The sequence below is a fragment of the Streptomyces sp. ID05-26A genome (genome assembly GCF_033794685.1).
GTDB lineage: Bacteria > Actinomycetota > Actinomycetes > Mycobacteriales > Pseudonocardiaceae > Lentzea.
The window spans coordinates 174,880-187,861 of the sequence record NZ_JARAYZ010000005.1 but is presented as its reverse complement, the minus strand read 5'-3'; the positions used below and the strand labels follow the sequence as shown (position 1 = coordinate 187,861).

Here is a 12,982-nt window from a genome sequence, read left to right as displayed (position 1 = left end):
GCCACTGGCTCGTTCGGGTGAAAAAGAGCTAGAAAACACCGCCACGAGCTGCGAAAACGTCCCCGATAGGTTGCATAGCGCCGATAGCGAGACGCAGCAGCACGCGTGACTTGCGGGGACACAGCCACCCGGCCATCACGACCCCGCGCTGGATCAGGTCGGACTCGGATCCGACGAAGCCGTAGGTGTTGCGGAACGTCGTCCCCGCGCCCGTCCGTGACGCCACCACGACCGGGAACCGGGCCCGCGAGATCGCCTCGGCCATCCCCGCCGACACGTGCCCGGCGCCGGTGGCCGCGACCACCACGCCCTTGACGTCGAGCCAGTCCAGGATGGCGCCGTCATCGTCCACAGTGGCCTCGATGAGCGGAACCGTTGGCATGTCGACAGGTCGTGGCAGCGCGGTCTGCTGGTGGGCGGGGTGGAAGTACTGCGGGGCGCCCTCGACGACGAGGCCGAGCGGGCCGGGGAACGACTCGAAGGCGTTCGTCAGGCTGCTGTGCGTCTTGCGGACCCACCGGGCGGCGTGGATCTCGTCGTTCAGAACCAGCATCGCGCCTCGGCCGCGGGAGTTCCGGGCTGCTGCCACGGAGACTGCGGCGGCGAGGTTGGCCGGGCCGTCCGCGCCGGGAAGTCCGGGGTGGCGCATCGCGCCGGTGACGACGATCGGTTCTTCGTGCGACCACAGGCAGTCGAAGAAGTACGCGGTCTCTTCGAGGGTGTCGGTGCCCTGGATGACGACGACGCCCCGCGCGCCCTCGGACACCTGCTTGTCGGCCCAGTCGAAGGCTTCCAGCAGGGTCGTGAAGGTGAGCGAGGCGCCGGGGATCGTCGCCAAGGTGGCGATCTCGCCGACCTCGAGGCCTCCGACCAGGTCCTGGGCGCCCAGGGTCGGTGACACCGCACCGGAGCCCGTCATCGTGATCGTGCCGCCGAGCGATGCCACCGCCACCTGTGAGCTCATGACCTCACTCTAGGGTCGATCGCATGACCGGACCCGGATCAGTTGACTGGCCACCCACCCCGATCAGGACCGAGCGGCTCGTGCTGCGCGCGTCCGAGGCGGGAGACCGCGGGGCGTTCGTCGATCTGTTCTCGTCGCCGAAGGTGGGCACCTACATCGGTGGGGCACTGCCGCGGGACGAGGTCGAACGCACGGCGCCCGAGGTGCCGGGCCGGCGCACGGGCTTCTTCGTCGTCGCTCTCGGCGGCGCGATGATCGGCATGGTCTCGTTCGACCCGCACCACGAGTCCGGAGAACCTGAGCTGGGGTACCAGTTCCTGCCGGAGTTCTGGGGACGGGGTTACGCCTACGAGGCGTGCGTGGCGGCGCTCGACTGGTTCGCCGCCGCGCATCCCGGCCGTCAGGTGGTGACCACCACCCAGACGGCCAACCTGGCCTCGATGCGCCTCGCGGCGAAGCTGGGGTTCACCGAGGTGGAGCGCTTCATGGGCTGGGGCGCCGAGCAGTGGTCGGGCGTGTGGTCTCCCGAGCGCTGACAGCGGTCCCGCTTCCGCACGTCCCGCCGTGGCGCGCGGAAGCGGGACCAGATCACGGGATCACTGGCGCCAGTAGGTGATGTTGCGGAAGCGGGCCTCCGCGCGGCCGCTGCCGTGGTGGTAGACGCCGTTCTTGAAGTACCGCGTCGCCGGGCCCTCGTCCTGGTGGGTGAGCTTCAGGGCGCCGTTGTAGTAGGTCTTCACGGTGCCCCGGCCGCCCGCGACGGCGGTGTGTTCGACGCGGATCTTGAACCACTTGTTGTAGATGCCCGTCGCGACGACCTGGTTGCTGTCCTTGCGCAACGTGCCGCCGCTGGCGTTGGTGACGTTGAGCATCACGTCGGTGGCGCGGGTGCCGTCGGGGCGGCTGCCACGCAGGATCTGCACGACGGTCGGGCCGCTGACGCCAGCCGGGATGTAGATCTCGCCTTCCCAGGCGCGTGAGCCGCTCGAGTACTCCTGGTTGAAGCGCAGCTCGGTGCGCGGATCCGTTGGGCTGCCCTGGGTGTGCGGCTGGTCGTAGTCGTACACCCACGTCGTGTGGACGCCGCCTTCGAACTTGTAGCGCGCGCTGGTGGCGAGGTTGTACGGCTTCTGGACGGTGTAGGTGTACGGCGCCGACACCCACTGCGCGGACGGCGGCTGGGCGAGGGCTGCGCCAGCCGGCGCCACGAGCAGAGGTGCGGTCAACGCGAGGGCGAGCACGGAGCGTCGCGTGTGGAGCGCAGGGGTTTCCACGATGAATCCCTCCGACCTTCCATAAGTGGTCTGTACCACTGTGATGACATGGGCCGGAGGGATCAATACTTCGTTCAGTTTCCGGAACAATGTTCAGATAGGCGAACTTTTCACATTTCTGAAGTGGCGAAGCGGTCGGTGGCGGCGCGGATCGCGGCGAACATGCTGCCGCCGCCGTGGCCGGTGTCGCCGAGGACCACGAGCTCACTGCCGGGCCAGGCTTGGTGCAGCTTCCAGGCCGTGTCGAGCGGACCGCTGACGTCGAAACGCCCGTGGATCAACACGCCGGGAATCCCGTGCAGCAGCCCGATGTCGCGCAACAGCTGCCCCTCTTCCAGGAAACAGCCGTGGGACCAGTAGTGCGTCACGAGGCGGGCGAAGGTCAGCTGGAAGTCCGGGTCGGCGACCGACAGGAACGGTTCGGCGTCGGGAGCCAGCGACATGTGCGTGTCCTCCCACAGACACCACTCGTGTGCGGCGCGAGCACGGACTTCCGGGTCGGGGTCGTGCAGGAGGCGGCTGTACGCGGCCGCCAGGTCTCCGTCGCGTTCGGCGGAGGGCACGCCGTCGCGGAACCGCTCCCACTCGCGCGGGAAGACGCGGCCCATGTCGCGGGTGATCCAGTCGGTCTCGCTGCGGTCGCCGCTGGTCACGGCCGCGAGCACCAGCTCGGTCACCCGTTCCGGATGGGCCTGCGCGTAGGCGAGACCGAGCGTGACGCCCCACGAGCCGCCCTCGACCAGCCAGCGCTCGATGCCCAGGTGGACCCGCAGTGCCTCGATGTCCGCGATGAGGTGCCGGGTGGTGTTCGCCGACAGGTCGACCACCGGGTCGCCCGCCGGAGGGGTGCTGCGGCCGGCGTTGCGCTGGTCGAACTGGACGATGCGGTAGCGGTCCGGGTCGAACAGGTTCCGCGTGCGCGGAGAACTCCCCGACCCTGGACCGCCGTGCAGCACGACGGCGGGTTTGCCGTCCGGGTTGCCGGACGTCTCCCAGTACAGCGAATGGCCGTCGCCGACCTCCAGCGCGCCTGTCTCGATCACAGGCCGGCGCGCAGTTCGTCGAACGTCGGGAACTTCGTGGCGATGTCGCTGCCGGTGAAGTTGCCGATCCAGCCGTCGTCGTCGTGGAAGAACCGGATCGACACGTAGTCGGGCTCCGTGCCCATGTCGAACCAGTGCGTCGTGTTCGCCGGGACGCTCAACAGGTCGCCCGCCGTGCAGTACACCGCGTACACCTTGTCGCCGATGTGCAGGTAGAAAACGCCTGCGCCACGGGCGAAGTAGCGGTCCTCGTCGTCGTCGTGCGTGTGCTCGGCGAGGAACTTGTTCCGGAACTCGACGGCCTTCGCGCGGTACTCGTCCGTGTCGGCCGGAGTCATCTCCATCGCGTCGACGTAGCCGTAGCTCTCCGTCTCGCTGACGCGGGCGACTTCCTTCTCGTAGAGGCCCAGGGCGTTCTCGGCCGTCGCACCGTCCACAACAGACCAACGGCTGAAGCGCACGCCGTGCTCCTTGAGCGCGGTGGTGATCTCCTCGGCGTCGGTGGTGCGCAGGACGGTCTCCTCGGGGCCGGTTTCCGGCCACACCGTCAGCAGCGTCATGAGTGCCTCCCCGTAAAGATGTCTCGCGTCTCCACCTTGAAGCGCAGCAACCACTCCAGGCATTCCAGGCGGTGCCGTGCCTGCACCAGGTCGTCGCCCCACACGTACACGCCGTGCCGTGCGACGAGCAGTGCCGGGACCTTCGGGTCGAAGCTCTTCTCGAAGGCGTCGCCCAGTTCGAGCATGTCCTGTGAGTTGCGGACGACCGGGATCACGACCTCTTCGTGGTCGTACCGGCCGAAGCCCTTGAGCATCTCGAGGTCCTTGAGGACCACGCCGTCGGGCCAGTGTTCCGCGGCCACGACGGTGGCCAGTGCGTGGACGTGCACGACCGCGCCCGCTCCGGCGACGTGCGCGATCCTGGCGTGCAGGGCGGCTTCGGCGGACGGGACCTTGTCGCTGTCCACGGCGTTGCCGTCGACGTCGATGACCACGCTGTCGTCCGCGGTGATCTCGCCCTTGTCCACGCCGCTGACCGTGACCGCGAGGCGGAGCGGATCACGTTGCAGGACAACGGAGAGATTGCCGCTCGTGCCCCGCATCCAGCCCATCTGCGCGAAGCGGACGCACTCCCTCGCCAGCTCCGCCGTCACGAGAGCTCCCAGACCGTCGGATGGGGCGAGAAGTCGGCGTTGCCGTACGGCTCACCGGCGCGCGCGACGCCGACCGTCTTCCAGCCCGCCTCTTGCGCGGCGTGCAGCTCGGCCGGAACGTCGCTGTAGAAGGTGATGTCGTCGCTCTGCAGCGTCTCGGCGATCTTGTGGTACGACGCCGCTTCGCGCTTCGGACCGGCGTTGACCGTGTCGAAGTGGTGCTCCAGCAACGGGGTCAGGTCGCCGTCGGCGGTGTGCTGGAAGAACGCGATCTGGCCCGCGACCGAGCCGCTGGAGAAGATCGCGAGCTTCACCCCGTCGTCGTGCCACTTGCGGATCGCGGGGACGACGTCCGGGAAGAACTCCGCCACCAGGTCGCCCTGCGCGTAGCCCTGCTGCCAGATGAGGCCCTGCAACGTCTTGAGGGGCGTGACCTTCTGGTCTGCGGCCATCCAGTCGTGCAGCGCCTTGACAACGTCGTCGTGGCCGCTGAGTTCCTTGATCTGCTGCACCGCGTCGGCGACCACCGGGTCGTCACCGTGCTGCTCGATCCACGGACCGAGCCTCGGGCGGGCGTAGTCGTAGAGGACGACCAGCACCTGGTCCGTCGCGCTCAGCGTGCCCTCGATGTCGAGCACGACCCACTTGCTCACCGCTGTTCTCCCTCGTAGTACTTGTCGAGCTCACCTGCGTCGTAGACGCCCCGGTCGGTCACCACCGTCGTGACGAAGCGCGGCGGCGTCACGTCGAACGCCGGGTAGTGCCCCTTCACCCTCGGCGTGGCACTCGGCCTGCCCAGCACCTGCAACACTTCCGAGCCGTCGCGGTACTCGATCTCGACGTGGTCCGTCGTGGGCGCTTGCAGATCGGGTGCCTGCACTTGGGCGTGGAACGGTACTCCGAACGCGTGCGCGGCCACGGCCAGACCCAGCGTGCCGACCTTGTTCACGACGTGCCCGTCCATGGTGACGCGATCGGCTGCCGTGACCAACGCGTCGACCGCGCCGCTTTGCAGCACGGCCGCGCCCATGCCGTCCGTGATGAGGGTGGTGTCGATGCCCATCTCGATCAACGTCTCCGCGGTGAGCCGGGCTCCCTGGAGGTACGGCCTGGTCTCGGTGCAGAAGAACCGCAGCGTCTTGTTCTGGCGCTGGGCCGCCCTGACCGTCTCCGTCAGGTACAGGTCGGCCCAGCAGTGGGTCATCACCGTGGCGTTGTCCTGCAACAGGTTCGCCGTGTGCTCGCCCAGTGCCTGGCTCTTGGCGCGGTACCGGCGGTCGCCTTCCACGGCGCCTTCCAGCGCTGCCGCGACGTCCTGCGCGGCGTCCACGTGGTCGAGGACGACCTTGGTGGCCTTGCTCAGGGCGTTGTTGGTGCGCCTGGTGTTCTCGAGCATCTGCGCCGTCTTGGCGAGTTCTTCGCGGGCTTGCGCGAACGGTTTCGCTTCGAGGGTGCGCGCCTTGAGCACCATGCCGTACAGGACGGCGAAGTACGGGCCCGAGGACTGGGTGACCATGTCCTCGATGGCCCGTGCGACGTCCTCGACCGTCCGGCACAGCACCCAGTTCCGTTCGAACGGGAACTGCCGGCGGTCGAGGATCAGCACGCCGTCGTCGGTGAGCTTCACCGAGTCGGCCAGGACCGGCTGCATCAGCTGTATCCGGTGTAGGCGGGGCGCGCGCCGGTCAGGAAGTGCTCGCCGACCTCGCGGGCCTTGTAGACGACCGGGTCGTGCAGCGTGAGCGTGCGGGCGTTGCGCCAGAAGCGGTCGACGCCGTACTTGGCCGCCGTGCCGCGGGCGCCGACCTGTTCGAAGATCCGGCTGGTGACCTCGTTGACGAGCTTGGTGCTGACGACCTTGGCCTCGGAGATCGTGATCGCGACCTCGCCGCGCTTGGCGGGCGTGAGGTGGCGGCCGAGCTCGGTGGCCTCGTGGAGCTGGCGGGCGGCCTCGTCCGCGAGCAGCCCGGCGGCCCTCGTCTGCGACACCATCTCGCCGTACGCCGCGACGATGTACGGGTCGTCGGTCGCGGTCTCGACGCCGCTGACGAACCACGGGCGCGTCTTGGTGCGGGTGTAGTCGGCGGCCTCGGCGAGCGCGCCCTCCGCGATGGCGACGTAGAGCTGGGCCAGCACGAGCTGGAAGCCGATGGCGGCGAGGCTGAGGCGCGGGTCCTCCTTGACCGGCTGGACGCCGAGGACCTCGGTCACGTGGACGTTCTCGAAGTTCACGCCACCGGACGCAGTGAGACGCTGGCCGATGTTGTCCCAATCGTCCAAGTAGGTGATTCCGGTCGCTTTTCCGTCGAGCAGGAAGGTCAACTTCTCGCCGTTGTCGGTGCGGGTCGCGCTCACCACGAGGCGGTCGGCGACGGCGGCTCCGGTGGCGAACGTCTTGCGGCCGTTGAGCGTGTAACCGCCCTCGGCGGGCGTGAGTTCGAGGGCCGCGTCGAGCGGGTTGCTGACGCCCGCCCAGAACTCGCCGGGGTGGACGGCGAACTGCGCGTCGAAGAGCCCGCTGCGCCAGATCTGCAGGTAGTGGTACCCGAGGAGGTGTCCGGTGTTGGCGTCCGCAGCGCCGATGATCCGCCCGATCCGCTGCTGCTGAGTCCAGTCCTGGACGTTCAGCAGGCCGCTCTGCCGGAGCAGTTCCACCTCTTTGGCGGGTGGCTGGTTGGCCCGGTCCCGGTCCGCCGCGTCGGACCTGAGCGTCGCCGCCACCTCGTGCGCGACGTCCAGCCAGTTCGACATTCCTGCTCCTCTCGGTGGTACCCGGTCCAACTTACTTCTTCACACCACCGGGCTAACCACGATGTGAGAGAGACCGTGGCCTGGCAGACTGCGCGCGAACCTCGCTCTGGCGGGGGTCCAACATCTAGGGAGCAATTCGTATGGCGCAGGGCACCGTGAAGTGGTTCAACGGCGAGAAGGGCTTCGGATTCATCGCGCAGGACGGCGGCGGTCCGGACGTGTTCGTGCACTACTCGCAGATTTCCGGTTCGGGCTTCAAGTCGCTGGAGGAGCAGCAGCGCGTGGAGTTCGAGATCGGTCAGGGTCAGAAGGGGCCGCAGGCGCAGGACGTCCGCGCCATCTGATTCAGCTCTCCGAAGCCCGCCCGGCCCCGTGCCGGGCGGGCTTTTTCGTGCCCTGACCTGCGGTTGTCAAAATTGTCAGACCTGCCTGTCATGGTGTTGACACCAGCTCGTTTGGAACACCACGACGACCCGGAAGGTCTGCCACCGCCATGCCCCGCCGCGCCTCGCTCCCCACTCGCCCGCCGCACCGACCGACGTCCACGTCGCGCACCCGTCCGCCGGGCCGGAGGGCTGGGCGGTGACGGGGTGGTGCGTCCGGTGCTGCGGGGACGGTCGGCGCTGCGGTGCCCGTGCCGCGTCGTGGGGGTCGCCCGATCCTGACGTTCCCGCTGTCGATCCGGTGGCGTGCTGGGCTCACATGACGGAGGGCGAGCGGGCGGTCCGCGTTGCCAATCTCGCGCGTGAGGTCGCCGGTGGCCCGCTTCGAGGACGCCGCGGCGCTCGGGCTGACCCGCCGGCGCTTCGCGCGCTTCCTCCACTGCCGCGAGACGACTCACCGAAGCCCGCTTCTGCGGCCCACGAGCAGGAGGTGCCGCCGCTCGCGGACCACGACCGGACAGCCACACCACCCGCTCCTCCAGCCGATGCCGCCCCACCCCCGTGGCCACCGCAGCGCCCGACTCTCCAGGCCCCCACCTCCCACAGCCTCCGCAAGTCCCTCAACAAGGCCGCCTTCCTCCTGGCGACCGGCACCGGCCGCCACCCCGGCGCCCTCAACACCGAACTGAACGGCGTGATGGGGGTCGACCACCGCGCCGAAGCCACGAAGGAGCAGCTGCGCGAGGGCTTGAGACACGTCGGCGACCAGTTGCGGAAGATTCACGACGCGGGCACGACGTTCAGCGGTGATCCGCCGTTCTGAGTCCGCCGGCGGGAACGAGAAAGGCGCCGCGGCCCGTCGGCCACGACGCCTGTACTTCTCGCCGCGGGATGTCGACGAGGAAAGCCCGCAATCCCCTGCGGGCAAGTGGCAACCGAGGGAGTCGAACCCTGCGCGGCTTGTGAAGGCGGCGCCCGAGTACCGGCCCTAACCCTTCGGTCGGGCGACGGCTGCCGTGGAGTTGTTCTATGTAGGTAGAGCGACTTGCGAGCAGTGGGATACCCACTGTGTTAAACGTCCAAACGACTGAGACCGTTTCATGTCTCACTCGGATGGGTGACTCTGGTCACCATGCGATACCTCCCTGCCATCGCAGCCCTGCTGCTTCTTCCCCTGGTGCCCGCCACCGCGCAAGCGGCTCCGACGGGCACGTTCTACGTCACCAGTGTCCGGACCGGCCTCAACGTCGCCCAGAGCGGCGGTGGACTGGCACTGCACCGCCCCAAGGGCAACGAGGACCGCCAGCAGTGGCGGCTGAGCGACGGGAGGTTCGAGAACACCGACTCGCCGGGCCAGTGCATCACCCGCCAGCTCACCATGGGTTCGTGCTCACTGGTGGATACGGTTCACGAGCCCCGTCAGTTCGGTGATCAATGGGAATTCTTCAGCCTGAACGGCGAGACGCGCTGGTACCTGACTCCGGTCGTCAGCCAGACCGCGCCGATGCCGGCTGATCCGCGGCTCGACCAGATGACGTTCCTGACCGCCCACAACGCCTATGCGAACGGGGTGGACGGTGGGTTCGCGCCGCCGTTCATCAATCTCGCCAAGAACCAGACGCGCGGCATCGTGCAGCAGCTGAACGACGGCGTGCGGGGCTTCATGCTCGACATCCACCAGACGCCGGACGGCGCGATCCTGTGCCACAACAGCTGCACGCTCGTGAGCAAGCCGGTGGCGTTGAACGTCGACATTCAGCGGATCGTCGACTTCCTTCGCGACAACCGCAGCGAGATCGTCACGGTCTTCCTGGAGGACTACGTCGACGCGAACACGTTGCGCGCCGAACTCCGCAAGGTGCAGGGGCTGAACGACGTCCTGTACCGGGCCGAGGGCGTGCAGCAGAACGGGTGGCCCACGCGCAGTCAGATGCAGAGCAGCAACAAGCGGTTGATCGTCTTCACCGACCACGGCAGGGACGGGCGCGAGGACTCGGGCGTGCTCTACCAGCGCGACTGGACCGTCGAGAACTACTGGTCGATGGGTTCGGGGCTCGGCGGTTCCGACTGGTCCTGCTACAGCCGATGGGATGAAAAACCTCTCACCGCGACCGGTGCCTTCCAGCCTTTGTTCGTCATGAACCACTTCCGGGACGTTCCGTTCACCGGCACGGCGACGACGGACAACGGCAAGCTCGCGAACCGGGCGCAGCAGTTCTGCCAGCCCGCGGCCAGGAAGAAGCCGAACTTCCTGGCGGTCGATCTCTATCACCTCGGAAACGCGGCCCAGGCCGTGCAACAACTGAACGCATACGTATATAGGCCGTAGTCCAAATCGTGGGAGTTGTACGCTCCGCGCATGGCCTCGATCCTGTTCACGCGCGGAGCGCCCTCTCTCGACATCATCGACCAGGAAGGCCTGCGCGACGCCGCGCAGAAAGCCTTCACGGACGACCCCGGCGGCACCTTCGCGTACGGCACGAGCGTCGGCTACGTGCCCCTGCGCACCTGGCTCGCGGAGCAGCACGGCGTCGAGCCGGAGCAGGTGCTCGTCACCAACGGCTCGATGCAGGCCGACGCGTTCCTGTTCGAACTGCTCGTCCAGTCCGGCGACGACGTCGTGGTCGAGGCTCCGACCTACGACCGCACGCTGCTGAACCTGCGCCAGCGCGGCGCGAAGATCCACGCCATCGAGCTGGAGACCGACGGCATCAACGTCGACGCGCTGGAGAAGCTGCTCGAGAGCGGTGTGCGCCCGAAGCTCGCGCACATCATCCCGAACTTCCACAACCCGGCCGGCTACACGCTGTCCGAGGCGAAGCGCGCGCGTCTGCTGGACCTCGCGGCCAAGTACGACTTCGTGCTGTTCGAGGACGACCCGTACGTCAAGGTGCGGTTCGAGGGCGAGCCGCTGCCGACGATGCTGTCGCAGGACAAGAACGAGAAGGTCGTCTACGCGTCGTCGTTCTCGAAGACCATGGCGCCCGGCATCCGCTGCGGTTACCTGGTGGGGCCGAAGTCCGTCATCAAGTCCGTGCAGGACATCGCCACCACCACGTACATCTCGCCGAACATGGTGGCGCAGTCGATCGTGAACTCGTACTGCCGCTCCGGCCGTCTCGACGAGTCGGTCGTGAACGTCCGCACGGCGCTGCGTGCGCGCAGGGACGCCCTCGTGGCGGCACTGCAGCGTGAGCTGCCGGAGGCGGTCTTCACCGCGCCGCAGGGTGGCTACTTCATGTGGGTCGAGCTGCCGGGCGTGTCGATCGACAAGCTCGTGCCGGTCGCCAAGGAGCACGGCGTCGAGTTCGTGAAGGGCTCGGACTTCCTGCTGGAGGGCGGCGACAACGCGCTGCGCCTCGCGTTCTCCGGCGTCACGCCGGAGCAGATCGACGAGGGCATCACCCGCCTCGGCGCGGCGGTCCGCGCACTCTGAAGCTCGAAAAAGTGTCAGTTACTGCCAAAACTTCTGGCAGTAACTGACACTTCGCGCTACCGTGGCGTCGTGGACACCTTGACCACGCGCGCCGCGAAGGACCTGCGCACCCGCCTCGCGATCCAGGAGGCGGCCATCACCCTGTGCCTCGACCAGGGTCTCGCCGCCACGTCGACCAAGGCCATCGCCGATCGCGCGGGCGTCTCCGAACGCACGTTGTTCCGCACGTTCGGCACCAAGGCCGCGATCTTCTGGTACGACGCGTTCCTCAGCCGGGTCGTCCGGGCACTCGTCCCCGATCCCGATCCCGATCCCGTCGCGGCGCTGAAGAAGGCCGTCCGCGCGGCCATCGACACGATCACGCCCGAGCAGTGGGCGCTGGAACTCGGCCGCCGCGCGGTGATCGTCAGAGAGCCCGACCTGATCGCGACCGGCACGCAGGAGCTGAACACCGGCGCCACCCAGATCGCCGCGATCCTGACGCCGCCGCTCGCCTCCCCCGCGCAGGCCTTCGACGTGTTGCTCTTCGCACGGTTCGCGGTGGCGGGCATGGGTGCCGTCCCGATCCACGCGGACACCACACCCCCAGCCTGGGGCGCGGAACTGGAACGGGTCGTGCACAAGGCCGCGCACGGCGCGTTGGAGCTGTCATGAAGCTGATCACGGACCCGAACACGCTGGCCGGCCTCAGCCACGACGAGGCCGAGTGGGCACCGGCGGGCACGCCGTACGCGGCGTTCCGGCCGGAGTCCACAGAGGACGTTCGAGAGGCCGTCCGGCACTGCGCCGCCGACAACATCCCGATCGTGCCGCGAGGCGCGGGCACGGGGCTGTCCGGTGGCGCCAACGCGGTCGACGGCTGCCTGGTCCTCGACCTCAGTCGCATGACCGAGGTCCTGGAGATCGACCGGGAGAACCTGCTCGCCGTCGTGCAGCCGGGCGTGGTGAACGACGACCTGAAAAAAGCCGTTGCCGCGCAAGGACTCTGGTATCCGCCGGACCCGGCCAGCTCGCCGTGGTCGACGATCGGCGGCAACGTCGCCACGAACGCCGGCGGCCTCTGCTGCCTCAAGTACGGCGTGACGCGGGACTATGTCCTCGGCCTGGAAGCCGTGATGGGTGGTCCGGTCGAGTACGGCACCGCGGTGCGACTGGGCAGGCGCACCAACAAGGGTGTCGCGGGTTACGACCTGACCAGCCTTCTCGTCGGGTCCGAGGGCACGCTCGGTGTCGTCACCGAGGTCACCGTCCGGCTCCGCCCGGCCCCACGTCCGTCCAGCACCGTCGTCGGCGCGTTCTCCAGTCTTGTCGCCGCAGGTCAGGCCGTCGCCCTGACCACTGCACGAGGTCTGCAACCCGCCGCGCTGGAGCTGATCGACCGCGCCTGCCTGCAGGCCGTCGAGGACTGGAAGCACCTGGGCATCGAGCCGGACACCGAGGCCATGCTCCTGGCCCGCGCCGAGACCCCGGACGACGCCGACGGCCTGGTCACGGCCTTCACCGACGCGGGCGCGGACTGGACGGAACGGTCCACCGACTCGACCGAGGCCGAAGCCCTCTTCGCCGCCCGCCGCCTCACCTACCCGGCCCTGGAACGCCTGGGACCGCTGCTCACCGAGGACGTGTGCGTCCCACGGTCCGCGGTGCCCGCCATGCTCGCGCGCATCGAGGCGATCGGCGTTCGGCACGGCGTGCAGATCGCCACCATCGCCCACGCCGGCGACGGCAACCTGCATCCGTTGCTGATCACCCCGCCCGGCGACGACAACGCGAGGATCGCGGCCCAGGCGGCGTTCGAGGACATCATCGACCAGGCCCTGGAACTGGGCGGCACCGTCACCGGCGAACACGGCGTCGGGCTGCTCAAGCGCGACGGCATGATCCGCGAACTGGGCCCCGCCGCCCACGCCGTCCACCAGGCCGTCAAGCACACGCTCGACCCGTTGAACATCTTCAACCCCGGCAAGGCCTGAGGAGT

The 12,982-nt window shown here is 68.4% G+C and carries 15 protein-coding genes; 7 read left to right on the top strand and 8 right to left on the bottom strand.

The genetic code is table 11. The annotated features are described in order from the left end of the window. Positions 1 to 28 precede the first annotated feature (28 nt). A complete protein-coding gene (locus tag PV646_RS35515; RefSeq protein ID WP_500346687.1) occupies positions 29 to 964 on the bottom strand; it encodes an asparaginase in 936 nt (311 codons plus the stop codon). Between the two features lie 23 nt (positions 965 to 987). On the opposite strand from PV646_RS35515, the gene PV646_RS35510 reads away from it, so the two are divergent. After that, positions 988 to 1,500: a GNAT family N-acetyltransferase gene (locus PV646_RS35510; protein ID WP_500346686.1), complete on the top strand. Its 513-nt coding sequence runs from the start codon at positions 988 to 990 to the stop codon at positions 1,498 to 1,500. A 60-nt stretch (positions 1,501 to 1,560) separates the two neighbouring features. On the opposite strand, the gene PV646_RS35505 is transcribed toward PV646_RS35510, so the two are convergent. The 7 genes from PV646_RS35505 to PV646_RS35475 all read right to left on the bottom strand — a co-directional run bounded on the left by PV646_RS35505 (position 1,561) and on the right by PV646_RS35475 (position 7,185). Then, positions 1,561 to 2,238 carry a polysaccharide lyase family 7 protein gene (locus PV646_RS35505; protein WP_500346685.1) on the bottom strand — a complete coding sequence of 226 codons (678 nt, stop codon included), beginning with the start codon at positions 2,236 to 2,238 and terminating at the stop codon, positions 1,561 to 1,563. A 110-nt stretch (positions 2,239 to 2,348) separates the two neighbouring features. Then, on the bottom strand, positions 2,349 to 3,281 hold the full coding sequence (gene pip / locus PV646_RS35500) for a prolyl aminopeptidase (RefSeq protein ID WP_500346684.1): 933 nt from the start codon (positions 3,279 to 3,281) through the stop codon (positions 2,349 to 2,351). Then, entirely contained in the window at positions 3,278 to 3,841 is a 564-nt protein-coding gene (locus PV646_RS35495) for a 1,2-dihydroxy-3-keto-5-methylthiopentene dioxygenase (protein WP_500346683.1), read from the bottom strand. Before PV646_RS35495 ends, pip begins: the two co-directional genes overlap by 4 nt. Next, entirely contained in the window at positions 3,838 to 4,434 is a 597-nt protein-coding gene (gene mtnB, locus PV646_RS35490; RefSeq protein ID WP_500346682.1) for a methylthioribulose 1-phosphate dehydratase, read from the bottom strand. The genes PV646_RS35495 and mtnB overlap by 4 nt, the downstream gene beginning before the upstream one ends. After that, positions 4,431 to 5,087: an acireductone synthase gene (mtnC, locus tag PV646_RS35485; RefSeq protein ID WP_500346681.1), complete on the bottom strand. Its 657-nt coding sequence runs from the start codon at positions 5,085 to 5,087 to the stop codon at positions 4,431 to 4,433. The genes mtnB and mtnC overlap by 4 nt, the downstream gene beginning before the upstream one ends. Next, positions 5,084 to 6,085, bottom strand: coding sequence for a s-methyl-5-thioribose-1-phosphate isomerase (locus tag PV646_RS35480; RefSeq protein ID WP_500346680.1), 1,002 nt, complete (start codon positions 6,083 to 6,085; stop codon positions 5,084 to 5,086). The genes mtnC and PV646_RS35480 overlap by 4 nt, the downstream gene beginning before the upstream one ends. After that, on the bottom strand, positions 6,085 to 7,185 hold the full coding sequence (locus PV646_RS35475; protein WP_500346679.1) for an acyl-CoA dehydrogenase family protein: 1,101 nt from the start codon (positions 7,183 to 7,185) through the stop codon (positions 6,085 to 6,087). Before PV646_RS35475 ends, PV646_RS35480 begins: the two co-directional genes overlap by 1 nt. 140 nt (positions 7,186 to 7,325) lie before the next feature. Between PV646_RS35475 and PV646_RS35470 the strand changes: the two genes are divergently transcribed. The 6 genes from PV646_RS35470 to PV646_RS35445 all read left to right on the top strand — a co-directional run bounded on the left by PV646_RS35470 (position 7,326) and on the right by PV646_RS35445 (position 12,977). Next, a complete protein-coding gene (locus PV646_RS35470) occupies positions 7,326 to 7,529 on the top strand; it encodes a cold-shock protein (protein ID WP_030479286.1) in 204 nt (67 codons plus the stop codon). Positions 7,530 to 7,887: 358 nt separating this feature from the next. Next, positions 7,888 to 8,391 carry a hypothetical protein gene (locus PV646_RS35465; RefSeq protein WP_500346678.1) on the top strand — a complete coding sequence of 168 codons (504 nt, stop codon included), beginning with the start codon at positions 7,888 to 7,890 and terminating at the stop codon, positions 8,389 to 8,391. 309 nt (positions 8,392 to 8,700) lie between these two features. Continuing rightward, positions 8,701 to 9,897 (top strand): PI-PLC domain-containing protein, encoded by a 1,197-nt coding sequence (locus PV646_RS35460; protein WP_500346677.1) that lies wholly within the window; start codon positions 8,701 to 8,703, stop codon positions 9,895 to 9,897. A 30-nt stretch (positions 9,898 to 9,927) separates the two neighbouring features. Continuing rightward, entirely contained in the window at positions 9,928 to 11,004 is a 1,077-nt protein-coding gene (locus PV646_RS35455) for an aminotransferase-like domain-containing protein (protein ID WP_500346676.1), read from the top strand. A 69-nt stretch (positions 11,005 to 11,073) separates the two neighbouring features. Then, complete coding sequence (locus tag PV646_RS35450) at positions 11,074 to 11,658, top strand: TetR/AcrR family transcriptional regulator (RefSeq protein WP_500346675.1); 585 nt, start codon at positions 11,074 to 11,076, stop codon at positions 11,656 to 11,658. After that, positions 11,655 to 12,977 carry an FAD-binding oxidoreductase gene (locus PV646_RS35445; RefSeq protein ID WP_500346674.1) on the top strand — a complete coding sequence of 441 codons (1,323 nt, stop codon included), beginning with the start codon at positions 11,655 to 11,657 and terminating at the stop codon, positions 12,975 to 12,977. The genes PV646_RS35450 and PV646_RS35445 overlap by 4 nt, the downstream gene beginning before the upstream one ends. The last annotated feature ends 5 nt before the right edge of the window (positions 12,978 to 12,982 follow it).

Coding starts and splice junctions, on each gene's coding strand:
- PV646_RS35470 (WP_030479286.1), top strand. CDS start 7,326: ATGGCGCAGGGCACCGTGAAGTGGTTCAACGGCGAGAAGGGCTTCGGA.
- PV646_RS35515 (WP_500346687.1), bottom strand. CDS start 964: ATGAGCTCACAGGTGGCGGTGGCATCGCTCGGCGGCACGATCACGATG.
- PV646_RS35480 (WP_500346680.1), bottom strand. CDS start 6,085: ATGCAGCCGGTCCTGGCCGACTCGGTGAAGCTCACCGACGACGGCGTG.
- PV646_RS35465 (WP_500346678.1), top strand. CDS start 7,888: ATGACGGAGGGCGAGCGGGCGGTCCGCGTTGCCAATCTCGCGCGTGAG.
- PV646_RS35455 (WP_500346676.1), top strand. CDS start 9,928: ATGGCCTCGATCCTGTTCACGCGCGGAGCGCCCTCTCTCGACATCATC.
- PV646_RS35460 (WP_500346677.1), top strand. CDS start 8,701: ATGCGATACCTCCCTGCCATCGCAGCCCTGCTGCTTCTTCCCCTGGTG.
- PV646_RS35475 (WP_500346679.1), bottom strand. CDS start 7,185: ATGTCGAACTGGCTGGACGTCGCGCACGAGGTGGCGGCGACGCTCAGG.
- PV646_RS35510 (WP_500346686.1), top strand. CDS start 988: ATGACCGGACCCGGATCAGTTGACTGGCCACCCACCCCGATCAGGACC.
- PV646_RS35445 (WP_500346674.1), top strand. CDS start 11,655: ATGAAGCTGATCACGGACCCGAACACGCTGGCCGGCCTCAGCCACGAC.
- PV646_RS35495 (WP_500346683.1), bottom strand. CDS start 3,841: ATGACGCTGCTGACGGTGTGGCCGGAAACCGGCCCCGAGGAGACCGTC.